This window comes from Kocuria sp. U4B, from assembly GCF_054875615.1.
In genome coordinates this window covers 1,850,587-1,868,322 of the sequence record NZ_CM142180.1, presented here as the reverse complement: position 1 = coordinate 1,868,322, position 17,736 = coordinate 1,850,587, and the positions used below count along the sequence as shown (strand labels likewise).

Annotated in this window: 17 protein-coding genes; 10 read left to right on the top strand and 7 right to left on the bottom strand. The window is 72.9% G+C overall.

Features of this window, described 5'->3' with window-relative positions:
* The 4 genes from nadC to ACYSMR_RS08835 are packed head-to-tail and all read right to left on the bottom strand — an operon-like array spanning position 1 to position 4,595.
* The gene (nadC, locus tag ACYSMR_RS08850) at positions 1-900 is read right to left on the bottom strand and encodes a carboxylating nicotinate-nucleotide diphosphorylase (protein ID WP_309125083.1); all 900 of its coding nucleotides are present in this window, start codon (positions 898-900) and stop codon (positions 1-3) included.
* Positions 894-2,600: an L-aspartate oxidase gene (nadB, locus tag ACYSMR_RS08845; protein ID WP_461747974.1), complete on the bottom strand. Its 1,707-nt coding sequence runs from the start codon at positions 2,598-2,600 to the stop codon at positions 894-896. Before nadB ends, nadC begins: the two co-directional genes overlap by 7 nt.
* Positions 2,597-3,895 carry a quinolinate synthase NadA gene (gene nadA, locus ACYSMR_RS08840; RefSeq protein ID WP_461747973.1) on the bottom strand — a complete coding sequence of 433 codons (1,299 nt, stop codon included), beginning with the start codon at positions 3,893-3,895 and terminating at the stop codon, positions 2,597-2,599. Before nadA ends, nadB begins: the two co-directional genes overlap by 4 nt.
* A gap of 1 nt (position 3,896) precedes the next feature.
* Positions 3,897-4,595 (bottom strand): NUDIX hydrolase, encoded by a 699-nt coding sequence (locus ACYSMR_RS08835; RefSeq protein WP_461748016.1) that lies wholly within the window; start codon positions 4,593-4,595, stop codon positions 3,897-3,899.
* 225 nt (positions 4,596-4,820) lie between these two features.
* Here ACYSMR_RS08835 and ACYSMR_RS08830 point away from each other — a divergent pair, with 225 nt between their 5' ends.
* The 4 genes from ACYSMR_RS08830 to ACYSMR_RS08815 all read left to right on the top strand — a co-directional run bounded on the left by ACYSMR_RS08830 (position 4,821) and on the right by ACYSMR_RS08815 (position 9,139).
* Positions 4,821-5,495: a DUF6318 family protein gene (locus ACYSMR_RS08830; RefSeq protein WP_461747972.1), complete on the top strand. Its 675-nt coding sequence runs from the start codon at positions 4,821-4,823 to the stop codon at positions 5,493-5,495.
* 235 nt (positions 5,496-5,730) lie between these two features.
* Positions 5,731-6,570 carry a PKD domain-containing protein gene (locus ACYSMR_RS08825; RefSeq protein WP_461747971.1) on the top strand — a complete coding sequence of 280 codons (840 nt, stop codon included), beginning with the start codon at positions 5,731-5,733 and terminating at the stop codon, positions 6,568-6,570.
* Between the two features lie 159 nt (positions 6,571-6,729).
* On the top strand, positions 6,730-8,331 hold the full coding sequence (locus ACYSMR_RS08820; protein WP_461747970.1) for an alkaline phosphatase D family protein: 1,602 nt from the start codon (positions 6,730-6,732) through the stop codon (positions 8,329-8,331).
* 379 nt (positions 8,332-8,710) lie between these two features.
* Positions 8,711-9,139: a VOC family protein gene (locus ACYSMR_RS08815; protein ID WP_461747969.1), complete on the top strand. Its 429-nt coding sequence runs from the start codon at positions 8,711-8,713 to the stop codon at positions 9,137-9,139.
* Between the two features lie 32 nt (positions 9,140-9,171).
* Here ACYSMR_RS08815 and ACYSMR_RS08810 read toward each other — a convergent pair whose 3' ends face one another.
* Together ACYSMR_RS08810 and ACYSMR_RS08805 are read right to left on the bottom strand one after the other, a co-directional pair.
* On the bottom strand, positions 9,172-9,696 hold the full coding sequence (locus tag ACYSMR_RS08810) for a VOC family protein (protein ID WP_461747968.1): 525 nt from the start codon (positions 9,694-9,696) through the stop codon (positions 9,172-9,174).
* 13 nt (positions 9,697-9,709) lie between these two features.
* The gene (locus ACYSMR_RS08805) at positions 9,710-10,792 is read right to left on the bottom strand and encodes an IS110 family RNA-guided transposase (RefSeq protein WP_461746071.1); all 1,083 of its coding nucleotides are present in this window, start codon (positions 10,790-10,792) and stop codon (positions 9,710-9,712) included.
* A 316-nt stretch (positions 10,793-11,108) separates the two neighbouring features.
* On the opposite strand from ACYSMR_RS08805, the gene ACYSMR_RS08800 reads away from it, so the two are divergent.
* The 5 genes from ACYSMR_RS08800 to ACYSMR_RS08780 all read left to right on the top strand — a co-directional run bounded on the left by ACYSMR_RS08800 (position 11,109) and on the right by ACYSMR_RS08780 (position 14,858).
* Complete coding sequence (locus tag ACYSMR_RS08800) at positions 11,109-11,936, top strand: helix-turn-helix domain-containing protein (protein ID WP_461747967.1); 828 nt, start codon at positions 11,109-11,111, stop codon at positions 11,934-11,936.
* Positions 11,937-11,996: 60 nt separating this feature from the next.
* The gene (locus ACYSMR_RS08795; protein ID WP_309125301.1) at positions 11,997-13,100 is read left to right on the top strand and encodes an alkene reductase; all 1,104 of its coding nucleotides are present in this window, start codon (positions 11,997-11,999) and stop codon (positions 13,098-13,100) included.
* 90 nt (positions 13,101-13,190) lie between these two features.
* Positions 13,191-13,928 (top strand): hypothetical protein, encoded by a 738-nt coding sequence (locus tag ACYSMR_RS08790; protein WP_309125300.1) that lies wholly within the window; start codon positions 13,191-13,193, stop codon positions 13,926-13,928.
* A gap of 9 nt (positions 13,929-13,937) precedes the next feature.
* Positions 13,938-14,456: a methylated-DNA--[protein]-cysteine S-methyltransferase gene (locus tag ACYSMR_RS08785; protein WP_461747966.1), complete on the top strand. Its 519-nt coding sequence runs from the start codon at positions 13,938-13,940 to the stop codon at positions 14,454-14,456.
* A 51-nt stretch (positions 14,457-14,507) separates the two neighbouring features.
* Positions 14,508-14,858 carry a cupin domain-containing protein gene (locus tag ACYSMR_RS08780; protein WP_251333765.1) on the top strand — a complete coding sequence of 117 codons (351 nt, stop codon included), beginning with the start codon at positions 14,508-14,510 and terminating at the stop codon, positions 14,856-14,858.
* 13 nt (positions 14,859-14,871) lie between these two features.
* On the opposite strand, the gene ACYSMR_RS08775 is transcribed toward ACYSMR_RS08780, so the two are convergent.
* Positions 14,872-15,939 (bottom strand): spore photoproduct lyase family protein, encoded by a 1,068-nt coding sequence (locus tag ACYSMR_RS08775; protein WP_251333764.1) that lies wholly within the window; start codon positions 15,937-15,939, stop codon positions 14,872-14,874.
* A gap of 119 nt (positions 15,940-16,058) precedes the next feature.
* On the opposite strand from ACYSMR_RS08775, the gene ACYSMR_RS08770 reads away from it, so the two are divergent.
* A complete protein-coding gene (locus ACYSMR_RS08770) occupies positions 16,059-17,558 on the top strand; it encodes an FAD-dependent oxidoreductase (protein ID WP_461747965.1) in 1,500 nt (499 codons plus the stop codon).
* Positions 17,559-17,736 lie beyond the last annotated feature (178 nt).

Below are 17,736 nucleotides of genomic sequence, written 5' to 3'. Positions count from 1 at the left end.
TCAGTCCAGCCCGACGTCCAGGCCCAGGTCCAGGTTCCGGGCCGAGTGGGTGAGCGCGCCCACCGAGACGACGTCCACCCCGGTGGCGGCGATGTCCCCGATCGTCTCCAGGCTCACGCCGCCGGACGCCTCGACGGTCGCGCGCCCGTCGATGATGGCGACACCGCTGACCAGGTCGTCGACCGAGAAGTTGTCCAGCAGGACGGTGTCCGCCCCGCCGGCCAGGACCGCCTCGATCTGGTCGAGCCGGTCCACCTCGACCTCGAGGTGCACCGTGTGGGGCAGGCGGCGGCGCAGCCCGCGCAGCGCGCCGGTCAGGTCCGTCCCGTCGGCCGTGAGCAGGGCGAGGTGGTTGTCCTTGGCCATCACGGCGTCCGAGAGCGAGTGCCGGTGGTTGTGGCCGCCGCCGCTGAGCACGGCGTGCTTCTCCAGCGCCCGCAGCCCCGGGGTGGTCTTGCGGGTGTCGGCCACGCGGGTGCGCGTGATGGTCCCGGGCGGGAGGTTCGCGGCCTGCTCCACGCGGGCCACGGTCTCCTCGACCGCGGCCACGTAGCGGGCCGTGAGCGTGGCGATCCCGCACATCCGCTGCGTCAGGTTCAGGGCCACCCGCTCACCGGTGAGCACGGCGCGGGCGGGCCCGGTCACGGTGGCGAGCACGGCCCCGGCGTCGAAGGGGTCGCCGTCGGCGAGGAGCAGCTCCACGACCACGGCCGGGTCCACGGCGGTGAAGGTCGCGGCGAAGACCTGGCCGCCGGAGAAGACCCCGGCCTCCCGGGCCACGAGCTCGGCGCGGGCCGTGGTGGCCGCGGGGATGAGGTGCTCCGAGGTGATGTCCCCCCAGGGGGCGTCCTCGGCGAGCCCTCGCTCCACGACCTCGGTGATGGCGGCTCGGGTCAGCATGCGGGGATCCTCTCGAACATGTCGTCGGGGGCATATGAACGGGTCAGGGACGTACCGGTCCGGACTGCGGCCGGCTCCGCCACGCGCCAGAAGGTCCGCCGGGCCTGCACGGGGTCCGGGACGGGGGTGTCCGCGCGGTGGTGCGCCCCGCGGGACTCGGTGCGGTGCAGCGCCGCGGCCACCAGGGCCCGGCCCACGGCCAGCAGGTTCCGGTCCTCCACCGCGGCGCGGGAGAGCCCCACCGGCGGACGGAGGGCGGCGAGCCGCCGTGCGAGCGCCTCGAGCCCGGGGCCGTCGCGCAGCACGCCGGCGCCGGCCCACATCGCGGCCTGGAACCCGCCCCGGTCGAACGCGGGACCGTCCGCCGCCGCTCCCGGCAGGACCCGGGGGGCGGAGGCGACCGGAGCGGGACGGATCCGTGGGCCGGGCCCGTCCCGCAGGTCCGCCGCCAGCGCGGCCGCGACGCGGGCCCCGAACACCGCGCCCTCGAGCAGGGAGTTGGAGGCGAGCCGGTTGGCCCCGTGCACGCCCGTGGCCGCGCACTCGCCCACGGCGTAGAGGCCGGGGACGGTCGTGCGGGCGGCGTCGTCGGTGGCGATCCCGCCCATGAGGTAGTGCGCCGCCGGGGTCACGGGCACGGGCTCCCGGGACCAGTCGATCCCGTGGGCGCGCACGGCCGCGTCGATGGTCGGGAAGCGGCGTGCGAGGAACTCGGCGGTCGTGCGGCCCGCGTGGGGGCCTCCCTCCGGGGGGAGCATCCCGGTGCAGTCGAGCAGCACCGGCCGCCCGCCCTGCTCCAGGGAGCGGCGGACGTTCTCGCGGGCCACGACGTCGCGCGGGGCGAGCTCGGCGCGCGGGTGCGCACCCTCGAGGAAGCGCCGGCCGGTGGCGTCGCGCAGCACGGCGCCCTCGCCGCGCACGGCCTCGGAGACGAGGAAGCACCCGGGGGCGGCCAGCGCGGTGGGGTGGAACTGGACGAACTCGAGGTCCGCCACGGCGGCCCCGGCCCGCAGGGCGGCGGCGATGCCGTCGCCGGTGGCCACGGCCGGGTTCGTGGTGTGCGGATAGAGCTGGCCGGCCCCGCCGGTGGCGAGCACCACGGCGTCGGCGGGCAGCCGGCGCACCCGGTCGTCCGGGGACTCCAGCACGAGAACGCCGGTCACCCGGTGCCCGGCCGGGACGACGAGGTCGAGGAGCATCGTCCGCCGCAGGATCCGCAGCCGCCCGCGGGCCTCGGCGTCCAGGGCCGCGGCCAGGAGGGCCCGCTCGATCTCCCGCCCGGTCGCATCACCGCCGGCGTGCAGGATCCGCGGCACGGAGTGGGCGCCCTCGAGGCCCTCGACCCAGGGCGAGTCCGGGCCGGCGGTGCGGTCGAACTCCACGCCGCGCTCCACGAGGCCGGAGACGGCGGCCGCCGACGCCCGCACGAGGGTGCGCACGGCGTCGTCGTCGCAGAGCCCGGCCCCGGCGGCCAGGGTGTCCTGGACGTGGAGGAGGGCGGTGTCGCCGGCCTGTCCACCGGGCAGGGACGCCGTCATGGCGGCGATCCCGCCCTGGGCCCGGGCGGTGTTCGTGTCCGCCAGCCCGGCCTTGCTCAGCAGCACGACGTCGAGGCCTCGCGCCGAGGCCTCGAGGGCCGCGGTGAGGCCGGCGATGCCGCTCCCCACCACGACCACGCGGGGGGTCCGGTGCGTGGTCACCGCGGCAGCGCCGCCAGCATCCGCTCGAGCGCCACCTCGGCGTCCCGGGCGGTCTCGGGATCCACCGTGATCTGGTTGATCACGCGGCCGGCCACGAGCTCCTCGAGCACCCAGGCGAGGTAGCCGGGGTGGATCCGGTACATCGTGGAGCAGGGGCAGACCACCGGGTCGAGGCAGAAGATCGTGTGCTCGGGGTGCTGGTCGGCGAGCCGGTTGACCATGTTGACCTCGGTGCCGATGGCGAAGGTGGTCCCGGGCTCGGCGGCCTCGATCGCCTTGCGGATGTAGTCGGTGGAGCCGCGCTCGTCGGCGGCGTCGACCACGGGCATGGGGCACTCGGGGTGGACGATCACGCGCACCCCGGGGTGCTCGGCGCGGGCCTGCTCGATCTGGGCCACGGTGAAGCGGCGGTGCACGGAGCAGAAGCCGTGCCACAGGATCACCTTGGCGTCCCGCAGGTCCTGCGCGCTGTTGCCGCCCAGGTCCTTGTCGGGGTTCCACATCGGCATCCGCCCGAGCGGGATCCCCATGGCCTTGGCGGTGTTGCGGCCCAGGTGCTGGTCGGGGAAGAACAGCACGCGCTGCCCGCGCTCGAACGCCCACTCCAGCACCGTGGCGGCGTTGGAGGAGGTGCACACGATCCCGCCGTGGCGGCCGCAGAACGCCTTGAGCGCCGCGGAGGAGTTCATGTAGGTGACGGGGACGACCGTCTGCCTCCCGTCCTCGGCGGTCTCCCCGAGGACGTCCATGAGCTGCTCCCAGGCCTCCTCGACGGAGTCCTCGTCGGCCATGTCGGCCATCGAGCACCCGGCGGCGAGGTTGGGCAGGACCACGGACTGGTGGTCGCCGGAGAGGATGTCGGCGGTCTCGGCCATGAAGTGCACGCCGCAGAAGACGATGGCCTCGGCCTCCGGCTTGCTCCTGGCCGCCCGGGCGAGCTGGAAGGAGTCGCCCAGGAAGTCGGCGTGCTGGACGATCTCGTCGCGCTGGTAGAAGTGCCCGAGCACGACCACGCGCTCGCCCAGTGCCGCCTTGGCGGCCGTGATCCGGTGGTCGAGCTCCTCGGCGGAGGCCTGCTTGTACTCGTCGGGGATGACCGGCTGGGCCGGGGAGCCGGTGGGCACGGCGTCGTCCTGGGAGGCGCCCGGGCCGTAGCCGGCCGAGACGGCGGGCGCGAAGTCCCACGGGTTCGTCGCGAGGTCCGAGCTGCACGTGCTTTGCCCGGTCAGGGGCACGCCCGGCAGATTCGCGGGCTTGGCGGGCAGCAGGTCGATGCGGGTGGCGACGGAGGTCATGTCAGCTCCTGGTGGTGCTGCCGAGCGGGGCGCGGTCGGCGAGGTCGAGGTCGGTGTTGTAGCGGTAGAGCCGGGGCGGGCGGTGCGGGGTGCCCTCCAGGCGGGTGCCGGTGTCGAGGACGGCCCCGGAGGCGAGCGCCTGGCGGCGGAAGTTCGCGGGGTCCAGGGCGTGGCCGAGGATCGCCTCGTGGACCTCCCGCAACTCGGCGAGGGTGAAGGTCTCGCCGAGGAAGGAGTGCGCCACGCGGCTGTAGCCGATCTTGTTGCGCAGCCGGTAGAGCGCGTAGTCGACGATGTCGTTGTGGTCGAAGGCCAGGGGCGGCAGCTCGGCGGCGCGCATCCACGTGACGTTGAGGTCGGCGTGGAGCTCCGAGGCCTGGTCGGCGCGGATCGAGGCCCAGTAGACGACCGAGACCACGCGCTCGTCGGCGTTCGCGGAGCGGGTCAGCCCCCCGAAGGCGTAGAGCTGCTCGAGGTAGCCCGGCTGCAGGCCGGTGGTGAGGTGCAGGGAGCGGGCGGCGGAGGCCTCGAGGTCCTCGTCCGGGCGCAACGGCCCGCCGGGCAGGGCCCACAGGCCGCGGAACGGGTCGCGGATCCGGCGGACCAGGGGCAGCCAGAGCTCCCTGCGGCCGTCGGGCCCCGTGCCGCGGGCGGCGAAGATGACGGTCGACACGGCCAGAGCCACGTGCGGAGCGTGCACAGTCACCTCCCGGGGGTTGAGGGGCCTTCAGGTTGCAATGACTGTAACACTGTTCTGGTCACTTTGACGTTAACGTTTCCGTGACCGTCCGCCGCCTGACTAGGCCCCATGCATCCGGGGTTTCTTCGTCGTCCACAGGGGTTGCTCACGCACATACGGCCGGACCTACTATCGGGGTCATTCCGCCGGTGCGTCCGGCACCGGCGAGGGAGTTCGGGGGAATCCATGGACCGGTCCTGCGCGATCAGCGCCTCCGTCGGCAGCGCCCTCCTGGTGGCGCTGCTCCTCACGGGGTGCGGCGACAGCGACGACGGCGCCCCGGCGTCACCTTCCAGCGCGGCCTCCGCCAGCACTCCGCCCCCTGCCTCGGCTGCGGTCACGCCCAGTCCCGGTGCCACTCCCGCCGACTACGTGCCGGCGTCGCTCGACGGGCCCGCGCAGAACGTGCCGAAGCCGGTCATGCCCGAGCTGGCGAAGCAGGAGTCGAAGGAGGGAGCGCAGGCGTTCCTGGACTATTGGTCGGACGCAATGTGGTACGCGTACCAGACCGGAGATACCTCGTATGCCCGAGAGATTATCAGTCCAAATTGTGAGGTCTGCATGGATCAATTAAATCTTCTCGAAGAGATTTACGACTCAGGATCATGGGCTGTCGGAGGGAGGGAGGCGGTAACCATTCAGGAACGCCATATCACTCCAGCTGCAGATAGCGTGTATAAGCCTGTGGTTTTAGGATCAACAGAAGGTGCAAAATTAGTGGAGGGCGGCGAGGTTACCCTAAATGTGCCTCCGGACGAAGGGGCTGACGATCCGCATTTGATTTATATGGATTATGTAGGGGGAGAGTGGCTCTATATCTCTGCGGCGAACCTTCCAGGATCCAATAATGCACAAGGCTAGAAGGTATCTGGCGGTTTGTGGCCTCATAGGTGCTTTTTTTGGCGCTTCACCTGTATATGCGGTTTCCATGCCCGAAGAAACTCCGAGTAATTCAGCTCAAAAACGAGGCTTCGGGGGGTCCAGGGCCGGTCAACGAGGTTTGCCTGATTTTAGTGAATCTTCCGCCCGGGCGGTGGAGGACCAAGTTCTACTTGAGGCAAAGTACGGTTCCGACGCAACATCAAATGACCTTGCGATGCCGACAAAAGGACAGTCGCATGCCGCTCCTGTCTCCTACGACCCCGACAAGGACCCCGCTTTCCAGAAGGCCCTCCGCAATCACCTGATGGACCAGGAGCTGCCCCAGTTCTTCGATCCTGACTCCATGGCTCGAGCGAAGAGCCAGAACTTCGGCCTCCAGAACCCCTGCGCCGCCGAGGAGGGTAACGGACTCGACGACTGCCTGGCGGAGCAGCAGTGCACCCTCGCCGGGGGTGGCGAGGGCGTCTACATGGACGTGGTCGTGGGGGAGGGGGACGACCGCACGGCCTGGGGCGAGCCCATGTGCGTCTCGGTCGCCGAGGCGGAGGGCGGTGAGGAGGTCATCGAGCTGCCGACCTTCACCCTGCAGGACTTCGAGACCCTCGACGTCGCGCCGGCCGCGAGCGCCGTCGAGCCCTCCCCGGACACGCTCCGTGGCATGCACACCAACGTCTTCGCCACCGCTCAGCCGCAGCGGTTCACCACCGAGCTGGGCGGCTTCCCGGTGCAGGTGCGGGCCGTGCCCGTCCAGTACCTCTGGGACTACGGCGACGGCACCACCCTCGGCCCCACCGAGCTCAGCGGCGCCCCGCTCGAACCGGGCGCGTGGGACGTGCCTACCGACACCAGCCACGTCTACACGCAGACCGGCGACTACGCCGTCACCCTGACCACGTATTTCTACGGCGAGTACTCCGTCGCCGGCGGGCCGTGGCTGCCCGTGGCGGGCCTGAACGACGTCACGAGCGCGCCGGTGCCGCTCAGCGTCTGGCGCTCCACGGTACGCAACTACGCCGACGACTGCCTGGAGAACCCGCAGGGCGCGGGCTGCTGATCCGCGCCCTGCGCCGGAGACTGCGTGCCCCAGGAGTACGTCGCGCTCCTTGTCCGTCTGCGAAGGCGCACGGTGCGGCGGTCGGCCTCCACTGGATGTTCATGCATCTTTCACGCCGCGGCGCGGGACGGTTCAACGCCGTTCCCTAGCGTCGGGTGCATGACCCCCTCGCGCAGAACCCTCCTGACCGCCGGTCTCGGTGCCGGCCTCGGTGCCGGCCTCGTCGCCGCCGTGCCCGGCCTGTCCGTCGCCGCTCCCACCAAAACCCAGGGCGCCGCCCTCACCGCCAACCCCTTCACCCTGGGCGTGGCCTCCGGCGACCCCTGGCCCGACGGCTTCGTGCTCTGGACCCGCCTCGCCCTCGAGCCGCTGGCCGAGGACGGCCTCGGCGGCATGCCGAACCGCCCCGTCCAGGTCGCGTGGGAGGTCGCCGAGGACGAGGGCATGCGGAAGGTCGTCAAGCGCGGCGTCGAGCACGCCCGCCCCGACTCCGCTCACTCCGTCCACGTCGAGCTGCACGGTCTGAGGCCGGGCCGCGAGTACTGGTACCGCTTCCGCACCGGGATGCACGTCTCCCCGGTGGGCCGCGCGCTCACCACCCCGGCGTGGAGCGAGACCCCGGCCGCCCTGACCATGGCCTTCGCCAGCTGCTCCCAGTACGAGCACGGCTTCTTCACCGCCTATCGGCGTCTGGCCGAGGACCGGCCCGACCTCGTCCTGCACCTGGGCGACTACCAGTACGAGTACAGGGCCAGGACCTACGTGTCCGGGGACGGCAACGTCCGCGACCACGACGGCCCCGAGACCGTCGACCTGGCGACCTACCGCCTCCGTCATGCCCAGTACAAGACCGACGAGGACCTGCAGGCCGCCCACGCCGTCGCGCCGTGGCTGGTCGTCTGGGACGACCACGAGGTGGACAACAACTGGGCCGACGAGATCCCCGAGAACCGGGACGCCGCCCAGTGGAACGACACCACGGAGCGCTTCCGGGCACGCCGCTCCGCAGCGTTCCAGGCGTACTGGGAGAACATGCCGCTGCGTCGCCCTGCGATGCCCGCGGGCATCGACATGCAGATCTACCGCCGCGTCCAGTGGGGGCAGCTGGCGAACTTCCACATGATGGACACCCGCCAGTACCGCGACGACCAGCTGGCCGGCGACGGCTGGGACAAGAACGTCGAGGAGCGCTGGGACGCGTCGCGCTCCATCACGGGCGACGCCCAGGAGAAGTGGCTGATCGACGGCTTCCGCTCCTCCATCGCCCGGTGGGACCTGCTCGGCCAGCAGGTGTTCTTCGCCGAGCGCGACCGGGCCCAGGCCCCGGACGTCGACGACGTCTCGATGGACGGCTGGGACGGCTACGCCGCGTCCCGCGACCGGATCGTGCGGGGCTGGCAGGACGCCGGGGTCCGCAACCCGGTGGTGCTCACCGGCGACGTGCACCGGAACTGGGCCAACGACATCAAGACCGACTTCCAGGACCCGGACGCCCCGGTGGTGGGCTCCGAGCTGGTCTGCACGTCCATCACCTCGACCGGCGACGGCTCGGGCTCGGTGGCTGACGGGGCCATGGCGTGGAACCCTCACCTGAAGTTCTTCAACGACCAGCGCGGCTACGTCCGCACGACCATCACGAAGGACGCGATGACGGCGGACTTCCGGGTCCTGGACCGGGTCACCACCCCCGGTGCGCCCGTCTACACCAAGGCGTCGTTCGTCCTCGAGGACGGGGTACGGGGCCTCCAGCGCCGCGCCTGAGCGGGACTCCGCGGACGGGACGACGCCCTCCCGCAGCGGGACGCGGCGCTCGCCGCCCTCCTGCGTCCCCGGCGGCTGCAGCGCCAAGGCGCCGAGGTCGTCGGGGATGCGCGCGGCGCACGGTGGGCCCAGGTCCTTCCCGGCACTCCTCAGCCGGTCCTCAGGACCTCCGTGGTCTCCTGGACCCTGCGAGGGAGCACTCCGGGACTCCTCGGGAGGCGACGGACCACCGGCCGGCGCACCGTCCCCCGCGTCGTCCGGACGGTCCCCTTCCGGGGAGGGGCGAACGCCTCCGCCCCTCGCCGGGGGAGGCGCAGCCCCGTAGAGTACGAGGTCCGCCACACCCCGAAGCCCGACCCCCACGACACGGGAGCGCACTGTGCCCATCCACGTCACCGACTACGCCCACGTCCGCCTCACCGTCACGGACATCGACCGCTCCCGCGCCTTCTACGACGCCGTGTTCGGCTTCGAGACGGCCTTCGAGGCCCCGCCCGAGGACGCCGACCAGGCGACGAAGGACCAGCTGTCCTTCCTGTTCGGCGGCGTCATCTACCGCTTCGACGGAGGCCTGCTGGGGCTGCGCCCGGCCGCCTCCGACCCGGACCGGCACGACGAGGACCGGGTCGGCCTCGACCACCTGAGCTTCACCGTGGCGTCCCGGGCCGACCTCGAGGAGGCGGTCGCCGTGCTCGACGAGCTGCAGGTCGCCCACGGGGCGATCAAGGACATCGGGGCCGGCCACATCCTGGAGTTCCGCGACCCGGACAACATCGCCCTGGAGCTCCACGCCCCCGCCCAGGGGTAGGCACGGGCCCGCGGCCGCGCCGGGCCCCGCGGTCACTGCCCGCTCAGCGACGCCGCCCACTGCGCGACGCGCGCGGCGCTCTCCTCGTCGGAGAGGTCCTCGACGCGCGTCATGATCGACCACCGCACCCCGAAGGGGTCCCGGATGCTCGCGTACCGGTCGCCCGAGGCGAAGTCGGTGGCCGGCTCGCGGACCGTGGCGCCGGCCTCGACCGCGCGGGCCACGACGGCGTCGACGTCCGGGACGTACAGGCCCAGGGAGTAGCAGTCGTCCTCGCCCGCGGGCGGGGGCACGAGGTGGAAGGCGGGATTCGCCTCCCCCACCTGGAGCCGGCCCCGGCCGAGGTCGAGGGTCGCGTGGACCACGACGGGCGTCCCGTCGGGCCCGGGCATCTCGGTCCGGTCCACGAGCGTGGCGCCGAGGACGCGGCCGTAGAAGTCGAGGGCGCCGGCGGCGTCCACGACGGCGAGGAAGGGGGTCAGGGACGTGAAGCCGTGCGGCGTCCCGTCCGTGGTGTGCGCGCCGGTGGCGCCCGGGGTGCTCTGTGCTGCGCTCATGGTTGCTCCTATGTCAAGCAGCTGTTGGTAGGCAGGATGGGGATTCGATGTGCTGGTTGGTCAGGGGCTTCTGCGCCTGATCGCGGATCAGGAGGTAGTACACCACGCGGGCGATCTTGCGTTTCATACAGCGCAGAGCCTCCATGGTGGTCTTTCCACTGGCTTTGAGCCGTTCGTAGTAGTCCTTGCCAGGTCCTGGCAAGCGGATCTGGGTGATCGCGATTCGGTGCAGGGCGCAGTTGAGCTGTCGGTTCCCACCCCGATTCAGTCGTACTCGTCCGGCGGTCTTGCCCGACCACACCGGGATCGGGGCCACCCCGGCGGCCATCGCGAAGCACGCCTCGGTACGGAACCGGCCCACCCCGGCGACCTCGGCGTAGATCGTCGCCGCGCTGACCTCCCCGCACCCGGGCAGCTCCAGCAACTGCGGTGCCCGTAGCCGTACCAGGGCCCGGATCCGTGCGCTCAGCCCGGTGATGGCCTCACACAGCCGCTCCACATCGGCCAGGACCTGCCCGGCGATCTCCGCGACGATGCCTACCTGCCCGGCCAGGAACCCCCGGATCTGTGTCCGCACCCGGGCGCGGTCCAGGGACCGCGGGGCCGGATCGAGCTCGGGATCCAACTCGTGCAGGTGCCAGCGCAGGCGGTTGATCGCCCGGGTGCGCTCGGCCACGAGGTCATCGCGGCGGGCCACCAGCAGCGCCACTTCCCGGGCGGGCTCGTCGGTGACCGCCCTCGGCAGGTCCTCCTCCCGCGCCACGGCCCGGGCCACCGCCAGCGCGTCGATCGGATCCGACTTGCCCCGGGTCCGGGCCGAGGCCCGGTGCCGGGCCATGAGCTTGGTGGGCACCCGCACCACCGGCTCACCGTGAGCCAGCAGGTCCCGCTCGAGCATCCCCGACAGGTGCCGGCAGTCCTCGATGCCCCAGACCCGGCTTTGATCGATGAACGCCGTGCGCGCCCACCGATAAGCCTTCTCGTGACCGGCGTGCGTGGCCGCGACCGTGAGCTGGCCGATCTGCTTGCCGGCCGCGTCCACGGCCACGAACGTATGGGAATGCTTGTGGACGTCCGCGCCGATGGCAATCACCATGGTGAGTGCCTCCCTTCCCAGTGAGGTGACCGGTTGGGCCGGTCGGCGGGCACTTCTCAGTGGGGGCGATGCCACGCTCCTATCAAGCCACGCCGACCGGTCCTTCACACCTGATGCCGGCACAACCATGGCCAGCCAGCCCCAACGGAGCGGCATCGAGGCTATGAGCCAGGCACCAGGTGCAAAGGATCCAACCACCGCAGCACTTGCGGCACCACTCACCCTCACACTGACTCCGAGGCTAGGGGCCGGGGCGGCCGGGACGCTTGAAGATTTCCGCCAGGGTCGCGGCCGCGGCGCTGGCTACGCTCGTGCCATGACCGAGCCGCCCACCACGCGGGGCCACCTCACGCCGGGACCGCGGGCCACCGTGACGCGCCTTCCCGCACCCGACGACGTCGCCCACCTGGTCCGGCAGCTGTGGATCCCGGAGTGGGACCTGCCGGCGGGGGAGCGGGTCGAGCAGCTGGTGCTCGGCTACCCCGCGAGCAACGTGGTGGTCGAGCCCGACGGCGTGGCCGTGCACGGGCCCACCACGCGGGCCTCCACCCGGGTGCTGACCGGGACCGGCTGGGCGGTGGGTGCGCTGCTGCGCCCGGCCGGGGTCCTGCTGCTCACCGACCGCCCGGCGGAGCTGTTCGACCGCTCCGCGCCGCTGGAGGCCCCGGACCTGCACCGCTGCGTGGTGGAGGCCATGGCCGGCCCGGACCCCGGGGCCCGCCGCGCCGCGGCCGCCGGGCGGCTCCTGGAGCACGTCCGGGCCCGGGCCGCGGCGGTGCCGGACGAGGTCCTCCAGGAGGGGACGGTGGCGAACCGGATGGTCGAGCTCGTCGAGACCGGTCCGGGCACGCGCAGCCCGGCCGAGCTCGCGCACGAGCTGCACGTGTCCGAGCGGACGCTCCAGCGGCTCGCGGCCCGGTTCGTGGGGATGCCGCCGCAGCGGCTGCTCCGGCGGCGCCGCCTGCAGGAGGCGGCCGAGCGGGTGCGGGCGGAGCCGGCCGCGGACCTCGGCGCGCTCGCCGCGGACCTGGGCTTCGCCGACCAGTCCCACCTCACCCGCGAGTTCCGCGCGGTCCTCGGCCGCACGCCGCGGGGCTACGGCGCAGAGCGATGTGACGGATCGAACAGTGGAGGAGGCAAATAACAGGGCGCTGTTCGTCGTTGGGAGAAGCAGACCACTGTTTCCCGACGAAAGGACGGCCCCGTGCCCGAGTCCACCCTCACCACCCCGCTCACCGTCGGCTCCCTGAAGCTGCCGAACCGCCTCGTGATGGCCCCGCTCACCCGCATGCGCTCCGGCCGGGACGGCGTCCCCGGCGACCTCAACGTCGAGCACTACGCCCAGCGCGCCTCGATGGGCCTGATCGTCACCGAGGGCACGTACCCGGACGTGGTGGGCCAGGGCTTCGCGTTCCAGCCCGGCATCCAGACCCCCGAGCAGGTCGAGGGCTGGCGCCGCGTGGCCGACGCCGTGCACGCCGCCGACGGCCGGATCTTCATGCAGGTCATGCACGCCGGGCGGGTCTCCCACCCAGACCTCAACGGCGGTGCCCAGCCCGTCGCGCCGAGCGCGGTCGCGGTCGAGGGCGAGATCCACACCTACCGCGGCAAGGCCGGCCTGCCCGTCCCGCGCGCCCTGACCGCCGAGGAGCTGCCCGGGGTGGTCGCGACCTTCGTGCAGGCCTCCCGCAACGCGGTCGAGGCCGGCCTGGACGGCGTGGAGCTCCACGGCGCCAACGGCTACCTGCTGCACGAGTTCCTCGCCCCGGGCGCCAACCAGCGCACCGACGAGTACGGCGGCACCCCGGAGAACCGCGCCCGCCTCGTCGTCGAGGTCGTCCGGGCGGTCGCCGAGGCGATCGGCGCGGACAAGGTGGGCCTGCGCATCTCCCCGGAGCACAACATCCAGGACGCCTGGGAGCTGGACCACGAGGACGTCGTGGCCACCTACACCGCCCTGGTGGACGGCATCAAGGACCTGGGCCTGGCCTACCTCTCCGTCCTGCACCGGGAGCCGGAGGGCGAGCTCGTGCAGGGGCTGCGCCGGGCGTTCGGCGGCGTGTTCCTCGCCAACAGCGGCTTCGGCACCCCCACCAGCCGCGAGGAGGGCGTGCGGCTGCTCGAGGAGGACGTGGCCGACGGCGTCGTCGTCGGGCGCCCCGCGATCGCGAACCCGGACCTGGTCCGCCGCTGGGCGGAGGGCCTGCCGGAGAACCAGCCGAACCCCCGGACCTTCTACTCCCAGGGCGCCGAGGGCTACACGGACTACCCCGTCTACGAGGCGACCCCCGAGACCGCCCGCAGCTGAGCCGCAGGACCGGTCGTCACGGAGCGCACGCACTGCTCCGTGGCGACCGGCACCGGCGCGCCGGGCCGGTGCGGCGGGTAGCGTGGGCCCATGACGACCGCACCTGTCAGCGCCCTGCTCGGCTCCGCGGCCCGCGCCCCGTTCGTCGTGCTCAAGCGGTTCCGGCCCCACCGGCCCATCCACCCGGAGGGGACGGGCCTCGACGGAACGCTCACCCGGACCGGCGGCGGGGACAGCGGTATCCGATGGATCGACGAGCCCGGCCAGGAGCCGGTGCGCGCCCGCTTCTCGCGCTCCGCCGGCCTCCCGCACGGCTGGCCCGACATCCTGGGCCTGGCCCTGCGCGTGCCCGTCCCCGCAGGGGAGGGCGCGGGGGGCGACGCCGAGGGCCACGACGGCCGCGCCGACGTCCTCCTGGCCACCGCCGGCAGCGGTCGGCTCTCCCGCTTCGTCCCGACGCTCCACCGGTACGTGCCCGACGGCGCCTTCGCCTCCTTCATGCCCTACCGCGGCACGCACGGGCCGGTGCTCGTCGCCGCCCGCTCCGAGCCGCGCGCGGAGCCGCTGCCCGCCCGTCCCGACCGCTTCCGGGAGGCGGTCGCCGCCGAGCCGTGGGTCCTCGGCCTCTACTGGGCCACCCCTCTCGGGCCGTGGCGCCGCTTCGGCACGGCGGAGCTGCGGGCCGGGGCCCCGGTCGACCACACCGAGCGCTTCGACCCCCTGCTCAACGTCCCCGTCGGCGCCGAGAACTACGGCTGGACCCACCGGCTGCGCGAGCCCTCCTACTCCCTGGCCCGCCGCCCCAGGGAAGAGCTGGGCCGGGCGTAGACTCGCACCATGGGACTGACACTGCGCCCTGCATCCCCGACCACGCCCGCCGACCGCCGCTACGCCATGGTGGACTCGCCCATCGGCCCGCTCGCGCTCGTCGAGGAGGACGGCGCGCTCGCGGCCCTCTCCGTCGAGGGCGCGCGGCAGGGACCGGTGCCCGGCTCCTTCGGCGTGCGGGACGACGCCGTCCTCCCGCACGTGCGCGAGCAGCTCGAGGAGTACTTCGCGGGACGGCTCCGGGAGTTCGACGCCGCCGTGGTCCTGCACGGCACGCCCTTCCAGGTGCGGGTGTGGAACGCGCTGGCCGGGATCCCCTACGGGACGACCGGCACCTACGGGCAGGTCGCCCGTGAGATCGGTGCGCCGAAGGCCGCGCAGGCGGTCGGGGCCGCCAACGGCCGCAACCCCGTGAGCCTGCTCGTCCCGTGCCACCGGATCGTCGGCGCCAACGGCCGGCTCACCGGGTACGCGGGCGGCATGGCGCGCAAGGAGTACCTGCTGCGCCTCGAGGGAGCCCTGCTCTGACCGTTCCCCTCCGGATCACCGACCGCTGACCCCGCAGCAGAAGGAGGAGCGATGCCCCAGCTCCACGACCGCGCCGCAGTCGTTCTCGAGAAGGCCCGCACGGCCGGCAACGGGCGGTGCGCCGACCAGGTGGTCCACGACGGCGTGCTGCGCCAGACGGTGATGGGCCTGCGCGCCGGCACGGAGCTCTCCGAGCAGGACGCCCCGCCCGCGGCGACCCTGCAGCTGCTCCACGGCCGGGTCCGCGTGCTCAAGCGCGGCCAGCTCGCCGAGGAGCTCGTCCCGGGCGCGCTGCTCTCCCTCACGGGCTCCCGGCACTCCGTCGAGGCGATCGAGCACTCGGTGTTCCTCCTGACCACGGTCTCGGGCGACCCCGGGGACGGCAACCCGCGGGTCGCCTGACGTCCGCGCCGGCTCAGAACGCGTAGCGCACGTCGCAGTACGGCAGCTTGCGCCCCACCAGCTCGAGGAACTGCTCCAGGTAGCGCTGCTTGTCGCGGAAGCGGTAGCGCACGTTCAGGGCGCCGTTCTGGGAGCGCTTGGTCTCCTGCAGGTCGGGGCGCCACAGCACCTCCTCCGCCCTGGGGTGCCACTGGGTGTTCACCTCGTGCAGCTGCGCGTTGTGCGTCAGGAAGATGACCTCCGCCGCGAGCTGCTCCTTCGCCGCGGGGCCGAGGCCGGCGTCGAGCTGGTCGAACAGCTCCGCCCAGTCCTGGAGCCAGGTGTCCGTGACGATCACCGGCGAGAAGTTCACGTGCACCTCGTAGCCGGCCGCCACGAAGTCGTCGATCGCCGCGATCCGCTCGGGCACGGGGGTCGTGCGGATGTCCGTCAGCTTGGCCAGGTGCGCGGGCATCAGCGAGAAGCGCACCCGGGTGCGGCCCTGGGGGTCCCAGTCCAGCAGCTGCCGGTTCACGTACTTGGTGGCGAAGGAGGCCTTGGCCGTGGGGTGGCGGCGGAACAGGTCCACGAGGTCGTGCACGTTCTCGCTGAGCAGCGCGTCCACGGAGCAGTCGCTGTTCTCCCCGAGGTCGTACACCCACGCGTGCTCGTCGCACTGGTTGGGCTCCGGCTTGGCCCCCTGCCGGCGGATGTGCCGGTCCAGGTAGCCGGTGATCTGCTCGATGTTGGCGAAGACCGTCACGGGGTTGCTGTAGCCCTTCCGGCGCGGCACGTAGCAGTAGGCGCAGGCCATGGCGCAGCCGTTGGCGGTCGACGGCGCGATGAAGTCCGCGGAGCGGCCGTTGGGCCGGGCCGCGAGGGACTTCTTGACCCCCAGCACCAGCGCCTCGCGCTTGATCCGCACCCACCGCCGCGCGTTGGCCTCGTTGCCGTGCAGCTCCGGGATCTGCCAGTGGCTCGGCACCTCCACGAGCGTCGCGTCCGGCCACCGCTCGAGGACCTCGCGCCCCCGGGGCAGCTCGGCCGCCGCTGGCTCGTAGTAGATGCGGGTGATGTCGACCATCGACGGGTCCGAGGGCATGGGACCACCCTACGGGCGCCCTCCGACACCCGGTTCCCCCGGGGCGCCCGGCCGTGCTCCCGGCGGACTTCCCCGGTCCGGCAGTGGACCGGGCGCCTCGGGGCCGCCAGGATGGGCCCATGAGATCCGTATGGCTCGACACACACCAGGTCCCCGCCGCCGCAGCGGACGAGTTCGTGCCCGGGGCGCACTACGACACCGTGGTGGCGGGCGCGGGGCTGACCGGGCTCACCACGGCGGTCCTGCTGGCCCGCGCCGGGCAGCGGGTCGCGGTCCTGGAGGCACGCACCGTCGGGGCCGTGACCACGGGCAACACCACCGCGAAGCTGTCGCTGCTGCAGGGCACCACGCTCTCCCAGATCCGCCGCCACCACTCGGAGGAGGTGCTCCGCGCCTACGTGGAGGGCAACCGGGAGGGCGCCGCCTGGCTGCGGCGCTACCTCGACGAGCGCGGCGTCCCGTACCAGCGCCGCGACGCCTGGACCTACGCGACCACGTCCAAGGGGGCGGCCTCCCTCCGGAAGGAGCTGGAGGCGGCCCGGGCCGCCGGGCTGCACGTGAACTGGACCCGTGACACGGAGCTGCCCTACGAGGTCTCCGGGGCGATCACGCTGCCGGACCAGGCCCAGTTCCACCCGATGGAGGTGCTCGGCGCCCTCGCCGCCGAGCTGCGCGAGCGCGGCGGCACCCTGGCCGAGGGCGTGCGGATCACCGGCGCCGGGATCCGCTCGCCGCTCACGGTGCGGACCACCGAGGGCCCGGTCCGCGCCGACCGCCTCGTGCTGGCCACCGGCATCCCGGTCCTGGACCGCGGCGGGTACTTCGCCAAGGTCTCCCCGAGCCGGTCCTACGCCATGACCTACCGCGTCCCCGGCGCGCCGGCCTCCATCCCGGCGGGGATGTACATCACCGCCGACACTCCCACCCGCACCCTGCGCACCGTGCCCGTCGGCGAGGAGGAGCTGCTGCTCGTGGGCGGCAACGACCACGTGGTGGGCCGCTCCCCGTCGCCCCGGGCGGCCGTGGACGACCTCGAGCAGTGGACGCAGCGCCACTTCCCGGGAGCCGAGCGCACCCACGTGTGGTCCGCCCAGGACTACCAGTCCGTCGGCGCCGTCCCCTTCATCGGGACCCTGCCGCGCGGGGGCGGCGGCATCTACCTCGCCACCGGCTACAACAAGTGGGGGATGAGCAACGCCGTCGCCGCCGCGCTCGCCCTCAGCGCCGAGATCCTCGGCGGCAGCGTCCCGTGGGCGCAGGTGCTCGGGCGGCGCACGACCTCGCCGGCCGACGTCCTCACCGCGCTGAAGTTCAACGGGAGCGTGGGCTTCCACGCCCCCAAGGACTGGATCCGGGCGGAGCTGAGCGAGCTGCCCGAGCACTCGCCCGGAGAGGGGGAGGGCGTCGTCGGGCGCGAGCACGGCCGGCCCGTGGCCGTCTCCACCGTCGACGGGACCACCTGCAGGCTCTCCGGCGTGTGCACCCACCTGGGCGGCGTGCTCAGCTGGAACGACGCCGAGCGCTCGTGGGACTGCCCCCTGCACGGCTCCCGCTTCGCGGCCGACGGCTCCCTGCTGGAGGGGCCCGCCGTGAAGGACCTGCCCCGCCTCGGGTCCTAGGCCGCCCGGGCCGACCGCCGGGGCCCGGGCGCGACACACCGCTCACGGGTTCGCTTCCGTGCATGCGGTCGTCCGTCCCCTATTTTGGCCCTACAGCAGTCCTCCGGCCCGCACCCGGGCCCCGGCACCCGGTGCCGGTCCTCCGGTGCCGGACGACCAGCAGGAGGACCGTTCCCCG